This is a genomic window from Neohoeflea coraliihabitans (genome assembly GCF_019334345.1).
In the GTDB taxonomy this organism is placed as follows: domain Bacteria; phylum Pseudomonadota; class Alphaproteobacteria; order Rhizobiales; family Rhizobiaceae; genus Pseudohoeflea; species Pseudohoeflea coraliihabitans.
Map to the genome: position 1 here is coordinate 1,130,212 of NZ_JAHWQX010000001.1, position 13,613 is coordinate 1,143,824.

Sequence of the window (13,613 nt, forward strand, 5' to 3'; positions counted from 1 at the left end):
ACTGCCGTGACCGGCAAGCTGCCGCGCTTTGCCTTTGACCCGCGCCGCCGCGGCAGTTATCGATCGGCTGCACGCCAGCCCTGCGGCCGGCCAGCCTCCAGAAGGATGACGACATGAAATTTCTCGACGAAACAAAGGTGCACATCCGCTCCGGCAATGGCGGCGCCGGCGCGGTCTCCTTCAGGCGCGAGAAATACATCGAATTCGGGGGGCCGGACGGCGGCGATGGCGGTCGGGGCGGCGACGTCTGGATCGAGGCGGTGGATGGTCTCAACACGCTGATCGATTACCGCTATCAACAGCACTACAAGGCCAAGACGGGGGTTCACGGCATGGGCCGCAACCGCACCGGTGCCAAGGGTGAAAGCGTCACCTTGAAGGTCCCCGCCGGCACCCAGGTCTTTGAGGAGGATCGCGAAACCCTGATCTGTGACCTGGTCAATGTCGGCGACCGCTACCGCCTCGCCGCGGGCGGCAATGGCGGCTTCGGCAATGCGCATTTCAAGTCATCGACAAACCAGGCGCCCCGCCATGCCAATCCGGGTCTGGAAGGCGAGGAGAAGACCCTCTGGCTGCGCCTCAAGCTGATTGCCGATGCCGGCCTTGTCGGCCTGCCCAATGCTGGCAAGTCGACATTTCTGGCAACGGTCACCCGGGCCCGGCCGAAGATTGCCGGCTACCCGTTCACGACGCTGCATCCCAATCTCGGCGTTGCCTCGATCGACGGCCGCGAAATCGTCCTCGCCGACATTCCCGGCTTGATCGAGGGTGCCCATGAAGGCGTCGGCATCGGCGACCGTTTTCTCGGCCATGTCGAGCGCACACGCGTGCTGTGCCACCTGGTATCAGGCGTCGAGGAAGATGTTGCGGCCGCTTATCGTACCGTCCGCCATGAACTCGAGGCCTACGGGCACGGCATCGCTGAAAAGCCGGAAATCATCGCACTGTCGCAGGTCGATAGTCTTGATCCGGAAACGCGCCGCGACAAGGTCCGCGCCCTGGCGGACGCCTGCGGAAAAGCCCCGCACGAGATTTCCGCCGTTTCGGGCGAGGGCATGACCGGCGTCCTGCGTGCCCTGCGCGATGTGATTGTTGCGGCGACCCCCGTGCCGAACGACGCCGCCGATTCGCCGCCGGCAATGGACGAACCCTCTGATGATGGCAGCGATGATTGACCCGTCCTCCCGCCGCCGCGCGGTTGCCATGCATCGGCGCATCGTCGTCAAGATTGGCTCGGCACTCCTCGTTGACCGGGCTGACGGGCTGAAAGCCGGGTGGCTCGCAGCGTTGTGCGCCGATGTTGCGGCGCTGCGCAACGCGGGCGCCGAAGTGCTGGTCGTCTCCTCCGGGGCCATCGCCCTGGGCCGCAACGTCCTGGATCTGGCACCGCAGGCGCTGAAACTTGAGGAGAGCCAGGCGGCCGCAGCCGTCGGGCAGATCGCCCTCGCGCATGCCTGGTCGGAAAACCTTTCGCGCCACGGCCTCGTCGCCGGTCAGGTGCTTCTCACCCTCGCTGACACCGAGGAGCGCCGCCGCTACCTCAATGCACGCGCCACCATGGCCGAACTGCTGCGCCACGGCGCCGTACCGGTGATCAACGAGAATGATACCGTCGCCACCAGTGAGATCCGCTATGGCGACAATGATCGCCTCGCTGCGCGGGTTGCGACGATGGTCGGGGCCGATCTTCTGGTCCTGCTTTCAGACATTGACGGGCTTTACACCGCGCCCCCGGCTCAGGATCCGGATGCGGTTTTTCTTCACGACATCGAGCGCATCACTCCGGAGATCGAGGCGATGGCGGGCGGCGCCGGGTCCGAACTCTCGCGTGGCGGAATGAAGACCAAGATCGACGCCGGCCGCATCGCCACTTCGGCCGGATGTGCCATGATCATCGCCTCGGGCAAATCTGATCATGCCCTGGCCAACATAGACCGGGGCAGTGGCCGCTCGACCTGGTTTGCGCCCGCCGGCACACCGGTCACAGCGCGCAAGACCTGGATTGCCGGCAAGCTCGCACCGGCTGGCCAGTTGCTGATCGATGCCGGCGCGGTCACCGCCCTGCACGCCGGCAAGAGCCTGTTGCCCGCCGGCCTGGCCGGGTGCCGCGGACGGTTCCAGCGCGGTGACACAGTGGCGGTTCTTGATCCGGAGGGACGCGAGATTGCACGCGGTATCGTTGCGTATGATGCGGAGGAAGCCCGCCGCATCACCGGTTGCAGGTCGTCCGAAATCGCAGACCGTCTTGGCTATCCGGGACGCGCGGCAATGATCCACCGCGATGATCTGGTGATGACGGCCCCACAACCACTCGCCCGCTAAAGACCGGCACGGGTCGTGCGCCTTTACCCTCGCCCGCCGATTGCGTATGAACATGCGATCGCAGGGCCTCATGACGAACGGAAAGATCCCCATGCTTGAGCGCAACGAACAAGGTGAAACGGAATCCTTGATGGCCGATATCGGCCGCCGCGCCCGTCGTGCGGCAGCGCCGCTGGCTCTTGCCGGGACCGAAGCCAAGAATACCGCGCTGCTTGCCATGGCCGAGGCCATCGAACGCGGCAGTACGGCCATCCTGGCGGCCAATGCCGACGACATGGCCCGTGCCGAGCAGACCGGGCTCGCCGCCTCCTTCAAGGATCGCTTGAAACTGACCGACGAGCGCATTGCCGCAATTGCTGCCGGCATCCGCGCCATCGCCGCCCTTCCCGACCCTGTTGGCGACGTTCTCGCCGCCTGGGAGCGCCCCAACGGCCTGCGCATCGAGCGCGTGCGTACACCGCTCGGTGTCATCGGCGTCATCTATGAAAGCCGGCCCAATGTCACCGCTGACGCCGGGGCCCTGTGTCTGAAGGCAGGAAACCCGGTGGTGTTGCGCGGCGGCTCGGATTCGCTTGCTTCCTCGCGTGCCATTCACGCCTGTCTGGCGGAAGGCCTGACCACCGCCGGTCTGCCTGCTGACGCCATCCAGATGGTGCCGGTGCCCGATCGGGATGCGGTCGGCGCCATGCTTTCCGGCCTGGACGGCAATCTCGATGTCATCGTGCCGCGTGGCGGCAAGACTCTCGTCGCCCGCGTCCAGCGTGAGGCGCGGGTTCCGGTCTTTGCCCATCTCGAGGGGCTCTGCCATGTCTATGTCGACCGTTCCGCCGATCCCGATATGGCCCGCCGCATCGTCACCAACGCCAAGATGCGCCGCACCGGGATTTGCGGCGCTGCCGAGACGCTGTTGCTCGATGCCCAACTGCCGGTCGAAACGAAGAGCGCCATTCTTGCCGATCTCGCTGCAGCCGGATGCACCATCCGCGGCGACGAGCATGTGCGCGCGCTGTACCCCGAGGCCGAATCAGCCTGCGAGGAAGACTGGTCGACCGAGTATCTCGACGCCATAATCTCGGCGCGTCAGGTCGATGGCATTGCCGAGGCGCTGGCTCACATTGACCGCTATTCCTCGCATCACACCGAGGCCGTGATCGCCGAGGATCCCGACGTCGTCGGCCGGTTTTTCAACGAGGTGGACTCGGCGATTCTGCTGCACAATGCATCCACGCAGTTCGCCGATGGCGCTGAATTCGGCATGGGCGCCGAGATCGGCATCGCCACCGGCAAGATGCATGCGCGCGGCCCGGTTGGCGTCGAACAGCTGACCTCATTCAATTACCGGGTACGTGGCTCCGGCCAGACCAGGCCATGAGTTGAAGGCCGCCGGACCCTCATATCAGCCGCCCTGGCTGCGCATGCCGCATGTTGAAGCCGGCATGCGCGTCGGGTTGTTTGGCGGCTCCTTCAATCCACCGCATGCCGGTCATGTTCTCGTCTCCGAAATCGCCCTGCGGCGCATCGGACTGCAGCAGCTATGGTGGATGGTCACGCCCGGTAATCCCTTGAAAGATCATGGCAATTTGGCCGGACTTGAAGAACGCGTCACCCACAGCCAGCAGCTTGTCGATGATCCGCGCATCAAGGTGACAGCCTTCGAGGCTGCCTACGGTTTACGCTATACCGCCGAGACCCTGGCATTCATTAAGAAGCGGCATCCATCGATCCATTTCGTCTGGATTATGGGGGCCGACAATCTTGCGGGATTTCACCGCTGGCAGAACTGGCGCGGCATTGCCACGACCTTTCCGATCGCCGTCATCGATCGCCCCGGCTCGACGCTCTCCTATCTGTCGGCGCCGGCGGCAAAAACCTTCGCGCGGGCGCGCCTTGATGAAAGCGACGCGCGCGCCTTGCCGACTGCGCGGCCGCCGGCCTGGACCTTCATCCACGGACCGCGCTCGACACTGTCCTCGACCGCCCTGCGCGCTGCGCGGGCCGAGACAGACTGACCTCCACGACAGATCTGAGGACAATGGCGTTGCCGCGCCACCTTGAAAACAACAGGCAGCCATGCCTATCTTAGCAAAGCGCGTTGCAAGTGATGTCGCGACGTGCGCGATCTGTCTGTTCGAAACTGAAAGGAACGACGCTGAGGACAGCACAACCGAAGGGAAATGCCGAAGGTACTTTCTCACCCGTTGCGGAGAACAGCGGTAATGCCGCGCTTCGTCAACTTCAACTGATTCGCGACAGTCTCGCGGATTCAAAAGCTCAAGACATCGTCTGCATCGATATTACCGGCAAATCGGCTCTCGGAGACCATATGATCGTGGCATCCGGGCGTTCCAGCCGTCACGTCACGGCGATCTGCGACCATCTGATGCGCGACATAAAGAACAACGGTTTCGGGGCCCCGAAGATCGAAGGTTTGACCACCGGCGATTGGGTGCTGATTGATTCGGGAGACGTGATCGTTCACGTGTTCCGGCCGGAAATACGGGAGTTCTACAACATCGAGAAGATGTGGCAGGCCCCCGAAATTCCGATGGCGGCCGAAACCGAACAGCTGCACTGACCGCAGGGCAGCTCAGGCAAAACCACGTCACCTGCCGGAAACTGCTTCCGCGCCGGGCGGAAGCAAGTCGGCGGGCTTGACGTGAATATGTCCCCGGGCTGAATGCATGCCATGAAGATCACCCTGTTTTCCATCGGCCGGTTGAAAGCCGGAGCCGAGGCGGACCTTGCGGCCCGCTATCTTGAGCGACTGACGCGATCAGGCCCGCCGATCGGGCTCGAATTCTCCCGCCTGATCGAGTTGCCGGAAAGCCGCGCCCGCACGGCTGCGCAGCGCAAGGCCGAAGAAGCGGCTGAACTGTTCAAGGCGCAGCGGCCCGGCGCAAACCTCATTCTTCTTGATGAGCGCGGTCGCAACCTCGACTCCGTCGGCTTTGCAACCCATCTCGGCCGCCTGCGCGACGAAGGATGCCGCGATTTGCTCGTCGCCATTGGCGGGCCGGACGGCTTCGATGCATCAGCGCGCCAGCACGCGGATCTCCTTCTCTCCTTCGGTCAGATGACCTGGCCGCATCAGCTGGTCCGCGTCCTTGTTGCCGAACAGCTCTACCGCGCCACCACCATCCTGTCTGGCCATCCCTATCATCGCAGTTGACCGCCGACATGAGCACTTCCCCTCACGAAAAGGTTCATGGTGCGTTAACAGGCAATTGGGTAGGGTTCCCCCCATGATTCCGCGCTTCTCATTCGCTCTGCAATCCGGCATTTCGCCTTTGGCGTTGCAGGCCGCACGGGCAATGCTCGCTTTGGTGTGCGCCGCCTGTCTTTCGGCTGTGCCCTTGCAATCCGCGCGGGCGACTGAAACCGGCAGCAATGCCGAACTTCTGAACGCTGATGGCGACATCGCGAGCGAAACTGCCGGCGGTTCCGGCGAAGCACCGGTTGCGATTGATCCGGCCTTGCAGGAAGAACATCTCGAAAATGTCGATGCGCTCGAAGCCACGCGGCATGACGCCGAAGCGGCGGAAAAAGCGTTGCAGTTGCTTGAGGACGATATTGCCGGCTTGCGCGACGAACAGCAGGAACTGCAGACAGCGCTCGAGGCCGCCCGGTCGCGCCGCAATGAACTGGACCGCCAAGTTGGGGAAGGTGAAACCCGTCTCGCCGATCTGAACCGCCGTCAGGAAACGCTTCGTCTCTCCCTGCTTGCCCGGCGCGACGTGCTGGCCGAGGTCCTCGCCGCATTGCAGCGCATCGGACGCAATCCGCCGCCTGCGCTCTTTATCGCCCCTGACGATGCTCTCTCTTCGGTGCGCAGTGCCATCCTGCTGGGGGCTGTCGTTCCCGAAATCCGCGCCGAGACCGACGCCCTGGCACGCGATCTCGAGGAATTGGCGACGCTGCGCGCCACCATCGCCGAGGAGCGCCGAACCTTGGCCGCGGCGCTTGAAGAGAACGATCGCGAAAGTGAAAGGCTGGCAGCCCTGGTCATCGAAAAGCTGGCCCTGCAGGATGAAAGCGAGCGTCGCCTTGCGCTCGAACGCCGCAGAGCCGGAGCGCTGGGTGAAAAGTCTGCCGCGCTGGAATCGGCAATCGCCGAACTCGAACAGCAAATCGACAGCCAGCGCCAGGCGACGCTTGCCGCCCGCCGTGCCGAGCAGGAGCGCCGCGAGCAACTGGCAGAACAGATGCAGCGCGCCCGCGAGCTGGCCCTGGCCAAGGTGCCTGAGAAAAACCGCATTATTCCGGCATACGCCTTCTCAGCGCTCAAGAACACGCTGGTTCAGCCAGTATCCGGCAGCAAGCTCGGAGCATTTGGTGCCGCCGATGGCAGCGGGCATGGGCTGGCTGGCGAATTGATTGCTGTCGGCGAGAATGCCGTGGTTCGCGCGCCGGCCGATGGCTGGGTGGTCTATTCGGGCCGGTTTCGCTCTTATGGTCACACTCTGATCATAGATGTCGGCGAGACCTACCATGTTGTTCTGGCCGGATTGAGCGAGAACACGGTCCCCGCGGGCAGGTTTGTCCTGGCCGGGGAACCGATCGGGACGGTCGCCGCGAGGCGAATGGCAGGGGCAGCGGCATTGACACTGGCATCGGATGATCCGACCCTTTACATTGAGTTCAGAAAAGGCGGCAAGCCCGTCGATCCCCGCCCCTGGTGGAAGGACGCATGGTCTTTAGGAAAGGCAAGCAATGATTCGTAAGGTGACACTTTTGGCGGTTGGCGCCCTGATGGGAGCGACGGCATTCGGCGCTGTGCAATCCTACGGGACCTCTGCCAGTGCAGCGGGCAGCGAGACCTATCGGCAGCTCGCGATCTTCGGAAACGTGTTTGAGCGCGTCCGCGCCCAATATGTCACCCCGCCCGAGGAAGCCGAACTCGTTGAATCTGCGATCAACGGCATGCTGACTTCGCTCGATCCACATTCCAGCTACCTCAATCAGGACGATGCCGACGACATGCGGACCCAGACGCGTGGCGAGTTCGGTGGGCTTGGTATCGAGGTGACGATGGAGGATGAGCTGGTCAAGGTGGTCACCCCGATCGACGACACCCCGGCAGCCCGCGCCGGAGTCCTTGCCGGTGACTTCATTTCAGAGATTGATGGCGAGCCGGTCCGCGGCTTGTCGCTGTCGGACGCCGTTGACAAGATGCGCGGTCCGATCAACACCTCGATCGAACTGACCATCCTGCGCGACGGTGCCGATGCCCCGATACAGATCGAAGTCATCCGCGACATCATCTCGGTCAAGGCGGTCAAGTACCGCGTTGAGGATGATCTCGGCTATCTTCGCATCATCTCGTTTACCGAAAAGACCTACGGCGATCTCGAGGATGCCATCGAGGCCATCACCGAGGAAGTCGGTGCCGACAAGCTGAAAGGCTTCGTACTCGATCTTCGCCTCAATCCCGGTGGACTTCTCGATCAGGCCATCAGCGTCTCCGACGCCTTTCTCGAGCGCGGCGAGATCGTGTCCACACGCGGTCGCAACCCTGAGGAAACCCGCCGGTTCAATGCCCGGCCGGGCGACCTGACCGATGGCAAACCGCTGATCGTCTTGGTCAATGGCGGATCGGCCTCGGCATCCGAGATCGTTGCCGGCGCGCTGCAGGACCACAAGCGTGCCACGGTGCTGGGCACACGCTCCTTCGGCAAGGGTTCAGTGCAGACGATCATTCCGCTTGACGAGACGACCGCCTTGCGACTGACCACGGCCCTCTATTACACGCCCTCCGGCAAATCGATCCAGGGAACGGGAATCATGCCGGACATCGAGCTCGAAGAGCCGGTGCCCGAGGAGCTGCGCGGCCGGGTCCGAGCCGCTGGCGAATCGCAGTTGCGCGGTCATATTCAGGGCGACGCCGAAACGGATGAAGGCTCCGGCTCGATTGCCTATGTGCCGCCGGATCCGAAGGACGACCAGCAGCTCAACGAGGCCTTCAAGCTTCTGCGCGGCGAGGTCACCAATGCGGCCTTCCCGCCAAGCCCCGAGACGGCCGAAGTCGAGAACTAAGAGCCGAGAATTGAACCTTCACGCCGGCCCGGACCATGTTCGGGCCGGCGGTCTTTGTGGCCCGCCCGATCTTCGCCCTTGCCTGCAGCCCGACACCTTGATTCAATGGCAACAGGCAGCGAATCGGAACAACTGATGCGGGAACCCGACATCCACGCCCCCCTTTTGGGCAAGCCGCGGCGCGAGGCTGCATCTCGGCGGGGTCAGCGAGGGGTTCGCGCGCTCCCGGCCTGTTCGGCACTCCTGCTGGTGATCGCTGGCAGTGGCTGGGCCGCGTGGCAAGCCCGTATTCCCGTCGCAACACAGCCAGGCGAAGCGACAGAGGCCTCCCTGGACCCGGCGTTCACCGGTACCGTGCCGGATCCGGCAAGCCCTGTGCTGCAGAACGAGCCCGAGAACTCCGATCAGCCGCAAATCACGATCATCGATGGCGCCGGAGCGTCTGGTGATGCGTCGGACCCGCTCGAAGAGAATTATCCTGATGTCAGCGCCCCACCGGGGCCCAGAGGCCAGGACCGGCGCCTTGCCCATCTGCCGGATCCGGCAGTGCTCGAGACGACAGCCATTGGCAAGCTGCCGGTTCTGGGTGCGGCCGGTGAGCGCGCCTTTGATATCTATGCGCGCCCCTGGTCCGGGGCACGCGGCACCCGCATTGCCATTCTCATCGGCGGGCTCGGCCTCAGCCAGACCGGAACACAGCACGCATTGCAGGTCCTGCCCGAGGAAATCACCGTCGCCTTTGCTGCAAATGGCAACAGCCTGCAGCGCTGGATGCAGCAAGCCCGGCGGGATGGCCGCGAGATCATGCTGCAGGTGCCATTCGAGCCATTTGACTATCCGCGCAACAATCCTGGCCGGGGGACGCTCACTGTCGATGCCGGAGCGGAACGCAACCTGGCAGACCTGCATGGTGCGATGGCCCGCATCACCAATTACACCGGCATCACAAACTTCATGGGAGGGCGCTTTCTTGCCTCTCCGGAAGCCATGGCGCCGGTGATGGACGACCTTGCCGGTCGCGGCCTCATGTTTCTGGATGACGGCACGGCGGCGCAATCCCTGGCCGACAGTTTTGCCCAGCGCCTTGCCATCCCCTTCGCCGCCGCCGATCTGGTCATCGACACCAGCCGGCAGCGCGGCGACATTCTTGCCCAGCTTGATACGCTGGAGCGGATCGCGCGCCGCAATGGCACGGCCATCGGGGTCGGGTCGGCGTTTGAGATCACCGTCGATACCGTGGCGTCGTGGACCAATGAGGCGAAGGCGCGTGGTATCGAAATCGTTGGCGTCGCTGCCCTGGCAGACGATCCGCAAAGAAACTGAGGCCAGATCGATGGATGGCACTGACGGACAGGACGCTCCGCAAGGCAAGAAAAACGGTCCTGCCGTTCAACCGGTGGCAAAGGACAGCCTTCCCTACCGCCCGTGCGTCGGCATCATGGTGCTCAACGCCAAGGGGAAAGTCTGGGTCGGACGCCGGCTCTCGGTTGGCAATTCTGAAGCTGGCGGCGTACCGCAGCTCTGGCAAATGCCCCAGGGCGGCATCGATCCCGGCGAAGATCACCAGGCCGCCGCCCGCCGCGAACTCTATGAGGAGACGGGCATGCGTTCGATCTCCTTGCTGCGCGAAGCACCGGACTGGATCAGCTATGATCTTCCCGATCACCTGATCGGCGTTGGGCTGAAGGGGAAGTATCGCGGCCAGAGACAACGCTGGTTCGCCTATCGCTTCGACGGCGACGAAAGCGAGATTGCCATCAACCCTCCACCCGATGGGCACACCCCGGAATTCGACGCCTGGAAGTGGGCCAAAATGGCAACCCTCCCGGACCTTGTTGTCGGCTTCAAGAAGCAGCTGTACCGCCAGGTGGTTGCCGCCTTTACCCCGCTGGTCGACGAACAGTCATGAAACTGATCGGTCTTCTCGGCGGCATGAGTTGGGAATCAACCGCACTCTACTACAAGATGATCAACGAGACGGTGAAGTCCGAGCGCGGCGGCCTGCATTCGGCACGGATCCTGTTGCATTCGGTGAACTTTCACGAGATCGCCGCATGCCAGCACGATGGCGACTGGGCCGGCGCCGGGCGCCTGCTCGTGGCGGCCGCCCAGTCGCTGCGTGCTGGCGGTGCTGACTTTCTGGTCATTGCAACCAACACGATGCACAAGCTCGCCCTGGAGATCGAAACGGCCGGCAATTTGCCGCTGCTGCACATCGTCGATCCGACCGCCGAGGCCCTGCGCGCCGACGGCCATCGTCGTGTCGCCCTGCTCGGCACCCGCTTCACCATGGAAGAAGATTTCTACCGCCGGCGTCTGACCGATCGCTTCGGCCTCGAAGTTTTCGTTCCGGACCAGACCGGGCGCGAGACGATCCATCGCATCATTTATGAGGAATTGTGCCGCGGCACGGTCAATCCGGCTTCAGCAGAATTGTTCCGGGATGTCATCACCACGCTCAAGGCGTCCGGAGCCCAGGCGCTGATTCTCGGCTGCACCGAACTGACCATGATCATCGACAGCGACACCAGCGCGCTGCCTCTCTATGATACGACGCTCTTGCATGCCACCAGAGCCGCAAGGTTTGCCATGGAGACCTAGGATGCCCCACGGGCGTATCGCCGTCAGCCAATGTCGTTTCCGCGCCGCCGAAGCCAATGATCGCGCCGCGATAAGCGCCGTTGAGGAAGCCGCATTCGGCCGCAGCGCCGAGGCTGAACTCTCGCACGCGCTCAATGCCTCCCCCGACATTGCCACACTCTCGCTGGTGGCCGAGCGTGCCGGCGACATTATCGGGCATGTGCTCTTCTCTGCCATCGAGGGGCCAGGGGGCGCGCTTGCCCTGGCGCCGCTGGCGGTCGCCCCCGCCTGGCAGGACATGCATGTTGGCACCGAACTCGTGCGGCGCGGGCTTGACGCGGCAGCACAGGCCGGTTGGCGCGCCGTCTATGTCCTCGGTGCTCCTGGCTACTATTGTCGTTTCGGCTTTCGATCCGAGCTTGCCGATGCTGCCACGGTGCCGTGGCAGGGACCGGAATTCATGGCAATCGAGCTGACGGAAGATGCACTGCGTGGCTGGACCGGAACGCTGCGCTATCCGGCGCCCTTCACCGCTCTGGGCTAAGGCCGCCACGCCCGGCTGAACGAGAAACGGGCCCGCAGCGGGCCCGTCCAATACGCGTTCCTGCGGCCGTTACGTCAGGCCGGCAGGATGGCCCCTTGCAGGGTCGTCAACTGATCGAGAAACTCGCGTGCCTTCTGTTGCTGCACGTCGTGCTGCGCTTCGACGACAGCCTTTTCGGCGGAGGCGATCTGCGCCTTGATCATTTCGGCATCGATCGCATCAACATGAATGGCTGATTCGGCGAGGACCGTGCAGGCATCCGGCAGAATGTCGGCAAAACCGCCGAACACCACATAGCGGTCTTCCTGCCCGTCGGCACCCGCCAAGGTGACGATGCCGGGACGGATCGTCGCCATGGTCGGCGCGTGGTCGGCCATCACCGTCATGTCGCCTTCCGATCCCGGAATGACCACCGAGGTGATCTCCCGCGAAACGAGAAGCTGTTCCGGCGAAACGAGTTCGAATGTGAAGCTGTTGGCCATGGATTGTGAGCGGCACGCATTGGCGATCGACTTGAACCGGATCCCGTTTGATCCGCTCTTGCCTGTTCAACGCGCGCGCTGCTCCTCCTGTTCGCTGATCCGTTTCCTGCTCAGGCCGCTTCCGCGGCCAGCTTCTGGGCTTTCTCGATGGCTTCATCCATCGAACCGACCATGTAGAAGGCGGGTTCCGGCAGGTGATCGTACTCACCTTCCACAAGGCCCTTGAAGCCCTTGATGGTGTCCGCGAGGTCGACCAGTTTACCCGGTGCGTTGGTGAACACTTCCGCCACGAAGAACGGCTGCGACAGAAAGCGCTCGATCTTGCGCGCGCGGCCAACGACCAGCTTGTCCTCTTCCGACAGCTCATCCATGCCGAGAATGGCGATGATGTCCTGCAGCGACTTGTAGCGTTGCAGTGTCGACTGCACCTTGCGGGCCACTTCGTAATGCTCTTCCCCGACGATCATCGGATCGAGCATGCGCGAGGTGGAATCGAGCGGGTCGACAGCCGGGTAAATGCCCTTTTCCGCGATCGAGCGGCTGAGCACCGTCGTCGCGTCAAGGTGAGCAAAGGTCGAAGCCGGAGCCGGGTCGGTCAGGTCGTCGGCCGGAACGTAGACGGCCTGCACCGAGGTGATCGATCCCTTGGTGGTCGTCGTGATGCGCTCCTGCATGGCGCCCATATCGGTGCCGAGCGTCGGCTGGTAGCCCACGGCGGAGGGGATGCGGCCGAGCAGAGCCGACACTTCCGAACCGGCCTGCGTGAAGCGGAAGATGTTGTCGACGAAGAACAACACGTCCTGACCCTGATCGCGGAAATGTTCCGCCACCGTCAGCCCGGTCAGCGCGACGCGCGCACGGGCACCGGGCGGCTCGTTCATCTGGCCGTAGACCAGGGCCGCTTTCGAGCCCTCGCCGCCGCCTTCCTTGTTGACGCCGGACTCGATCATTTCGTGGTACAGATCGTTGCCTTCGCGCGTGCGCTCGCCAACACCGGCAAACACCGAATACCCACCATGCGCCTTGGCGACGTTGTTGATCAGCTCCATGATCAGAACGGTCTTGCCGACGCCGGCACCGCCGAACAGGCCGATCTTGCCGCCCTTGGCGTAGGGCGCGAGAAGGTCCACGACCTTGATGCCGGTGACGAGAATCTCGCCTTCCGTCGCCTGTTCGACATATTCCGGTGCGTCCTGGTGAATGCCGCGGCTGGTGGCCGTCTTGATCGGGCCGGCTTCATCCACGGGCTCGCCAATGACGTTCATGATGCGGCCGAGGGTTTCCTCGCCGACCGGCACGGAGATCGGCGCGCCGGTGTCAACGACTTCCTGGCCCCGCACCAGACCTTCGGTCGAGTCCATGGCGATCGTGCGAACAATGTTCTCGCCGAGATGCTGCGCCACTTCGAGCACCAGGCGCTGGCCCATATTGGTGGTTTCCAGCGCGTTCAGGATCGGCGGCAGATGATCTTCAAATGCCACGTCGACGACGGCGCCGATGACCTGAGAGACCTTGCCCTTGGTGCCGGCTGCCTGCGCCGAGCTGGTGGTGGACGCTGCCGATTTTGCCGGCGCCTTGCGCGCCGCGGGCTTCTTCGCCGCTGCGGGCGTGGTTGCCGAGGTAGCTGCCTTAGCCATGTTTGATACCCTCTT

The 13,613-nt window shown here is 63.6% G+C and carries 14 protein-coding genes; 12 read left to right on the plus strand and 2 right to left on the minus strand.

What is annotated here, in order from left to right; translation table 11 throughout:
• Positions 1 to 113 precede the first annotated feature (113 nt).
• From obgE to KY465_RS05405, 12 genes are all read left to right on the plus strand, one after another.
• Positions 114 to 1,175: a GTPase ObgE gene (gene obgE / locus KY465_RS05350; RefSeq protein WP_219200504.1), complete on the plus strand. Its 1,062-nt coding sequence runs from the start codon at positions 114 to 116 to the stop codon at positions 1,173 to 1,175.
• 28 nt (positions 1,176 to 1,203) lie between these two features.
• Complete coding sequence (proB, locus tag KY465_RS05355; protein ID WP_428982945.1) at positions 1,204 to 2,322, plus strand: glutamate 5-kinase; 1,119 nt, start codon at positions 1,204 to 1,206, stop codon at positions 2,320 to 2,322.
• Positions 2,323 to 2,413: 91 nt separating this feature from the next.
• Positions 2,414 to 3,694 (plus strand): glutamate-5-semialdehyde dehydrogenase, encoded by a 1,281-nt coding sequence (locus KY465_RS05360; RefSeq protein WP_219200508.1) that lies wholly within the window; start codon positions 2,414 to 2,416, stop codon positions 3,692 to 3,694.
• A 43-nt stretch (positions 3,695 to 3,737) separates the two neighbouring features.
• Positions 3,738 to 4,331, plus strand: coding sequence for a nicotinate-nucleotide adenylyltransferase (locus KY465_RS05365; RefSeq protein WP_219200510.1), 594 nt, complete (start codon positions 3,738 to 3,740; stop codon positions 4,329 to 4,331).
• A gap of 92 nt (positions 4,332 to 4,423) precedes the next feature.
• A complete protein-coding gene (rsfS, locus tag KY465_RS05370; protein WP_219200778.1) occupies positions 4,424 to 4,897 on the plus strand; it encodes a ribosome silencing factor in 474 nt (157 codons plus the stop codon).
• A gap of 111 nt (positions 4,898 to 5,008) precedes the next feature.
• On the plus strand, positions 5,009 to 5,491 hold the full coding sequence (gene rlmH / locus KY465_RS05375; RefSeq protein WP_219200512.1) for a 23S rRNA (pseudouridine(1915)-N(3))-methyltransferase RlmH: 483 nt from the start codon (positions 5,009 to 5,011) through the stop codon (positions 5,489 to 5,491).
• A 73-nt stretch (positions 5,492 to 5,564) separates the two neighbouring features.
• Positions 5,565 to 7,043, plus strand: a complete 1,479-nt coding sequence (locus KY465_RS05380) for a murein hydrolase activator EnvC family protein (RefSeq protein ID WP_219200513.1) — start codon at positions 5,565 to 5,567, stop codon at positions 7,041 to 7,043.
• The gene (locus KY465_RS05385) at positions 7,033 to 8,355 is read left to right on the plus strand and encodes a S41 family peptidase (protein WP_219200515.1); all 1,323 of its coding nucleotides are present in this window, start codon (positions 7,033 to 7,035) and stop codon (positions 8,353 to 8,355) included. Before KY465_RS05380 ends, KY465_RS05385 begins: the two co-directional genes overlap by 11 nt.
• A gap of 375 nt (positions 8,356 to 8,730) precedes the next feature.
• Complete coding sequence (locus KY465_RS05390) at positions 8,731 to 9,678, plus strand: divergent polysaccharide deacetylase family protein (protein WP_346432595.1); 948 nt, start codon at positions 8,731 to 8,733, stop codon at positions 9,676 to 9,678.
• 10 nt (positions 9,679 to 9,688) lie between these two features.
• Entirely contained in the window at positions 9,689 to 10,264 is a 576-nt protein-coding gene (locus tag KY465_RS05395; RefSeq protein ID WP_219200519.1) for an RNA pyrophosphohydrolase, read from the plus strand.
• A complete protein-coding gene (locus KY465_RS05400; RefSeq protein WP_219200521.1) occupies positions 10,261 to 10,956 on the plus strand; it encodes an aspartate/glutamate racemase family protein in 696 nt (231 codons plus the stop codon). Before KY465_RS05395 ends, KY465_RS05400 begins: the two co-directional genes overlap by 4 nt.
• Before the next feature lies 1 nt (position 10,957).
• A complete protein-coding gene (locus KY465_RS05405; protein ID WP_219200523.1) occupies positions 10,958 to 11,479 on the plus strand; it encodes a GNAT family N-acetyltransferase in 522 nt (173 codons plus the stop codon).
• Between the two features lie 74 nt (positions 11,480 to 11,553).
• Here KY465_RS05405 and KY465_RS05410 read toward each other — a convergent pair whose 3' ends face one another.
• Both KY465_RS05410 and atpD read right to left on the minus strand, forming a co-directional pair.
• Entirely contained in the window at positions 11,554 to 11,961 is a 408-nt protein-coding gene (locus tag KY465_RS05410; protein ID WP_219200525.1) for a F0F1 ATP synthase subunit epsilon, read from the minus strand.
• A 110-nt stretch (positions 11,962 to 12,071) separates the two neighbouring features.
• Complete coding sequence (gene atpD, locus KY465_RS05415; protein ID WP_219200527.1) at positions 12,072 to 13,598, minus strand: F0F1 ATP synthase subunit beta; 1,527 nt, start codon at positions 13,596 to 13,598, stop codon at positions 12,072 to 12,074.
• Positions 13,599 to 13,613 lie beyond the last annotated feature (15 nt).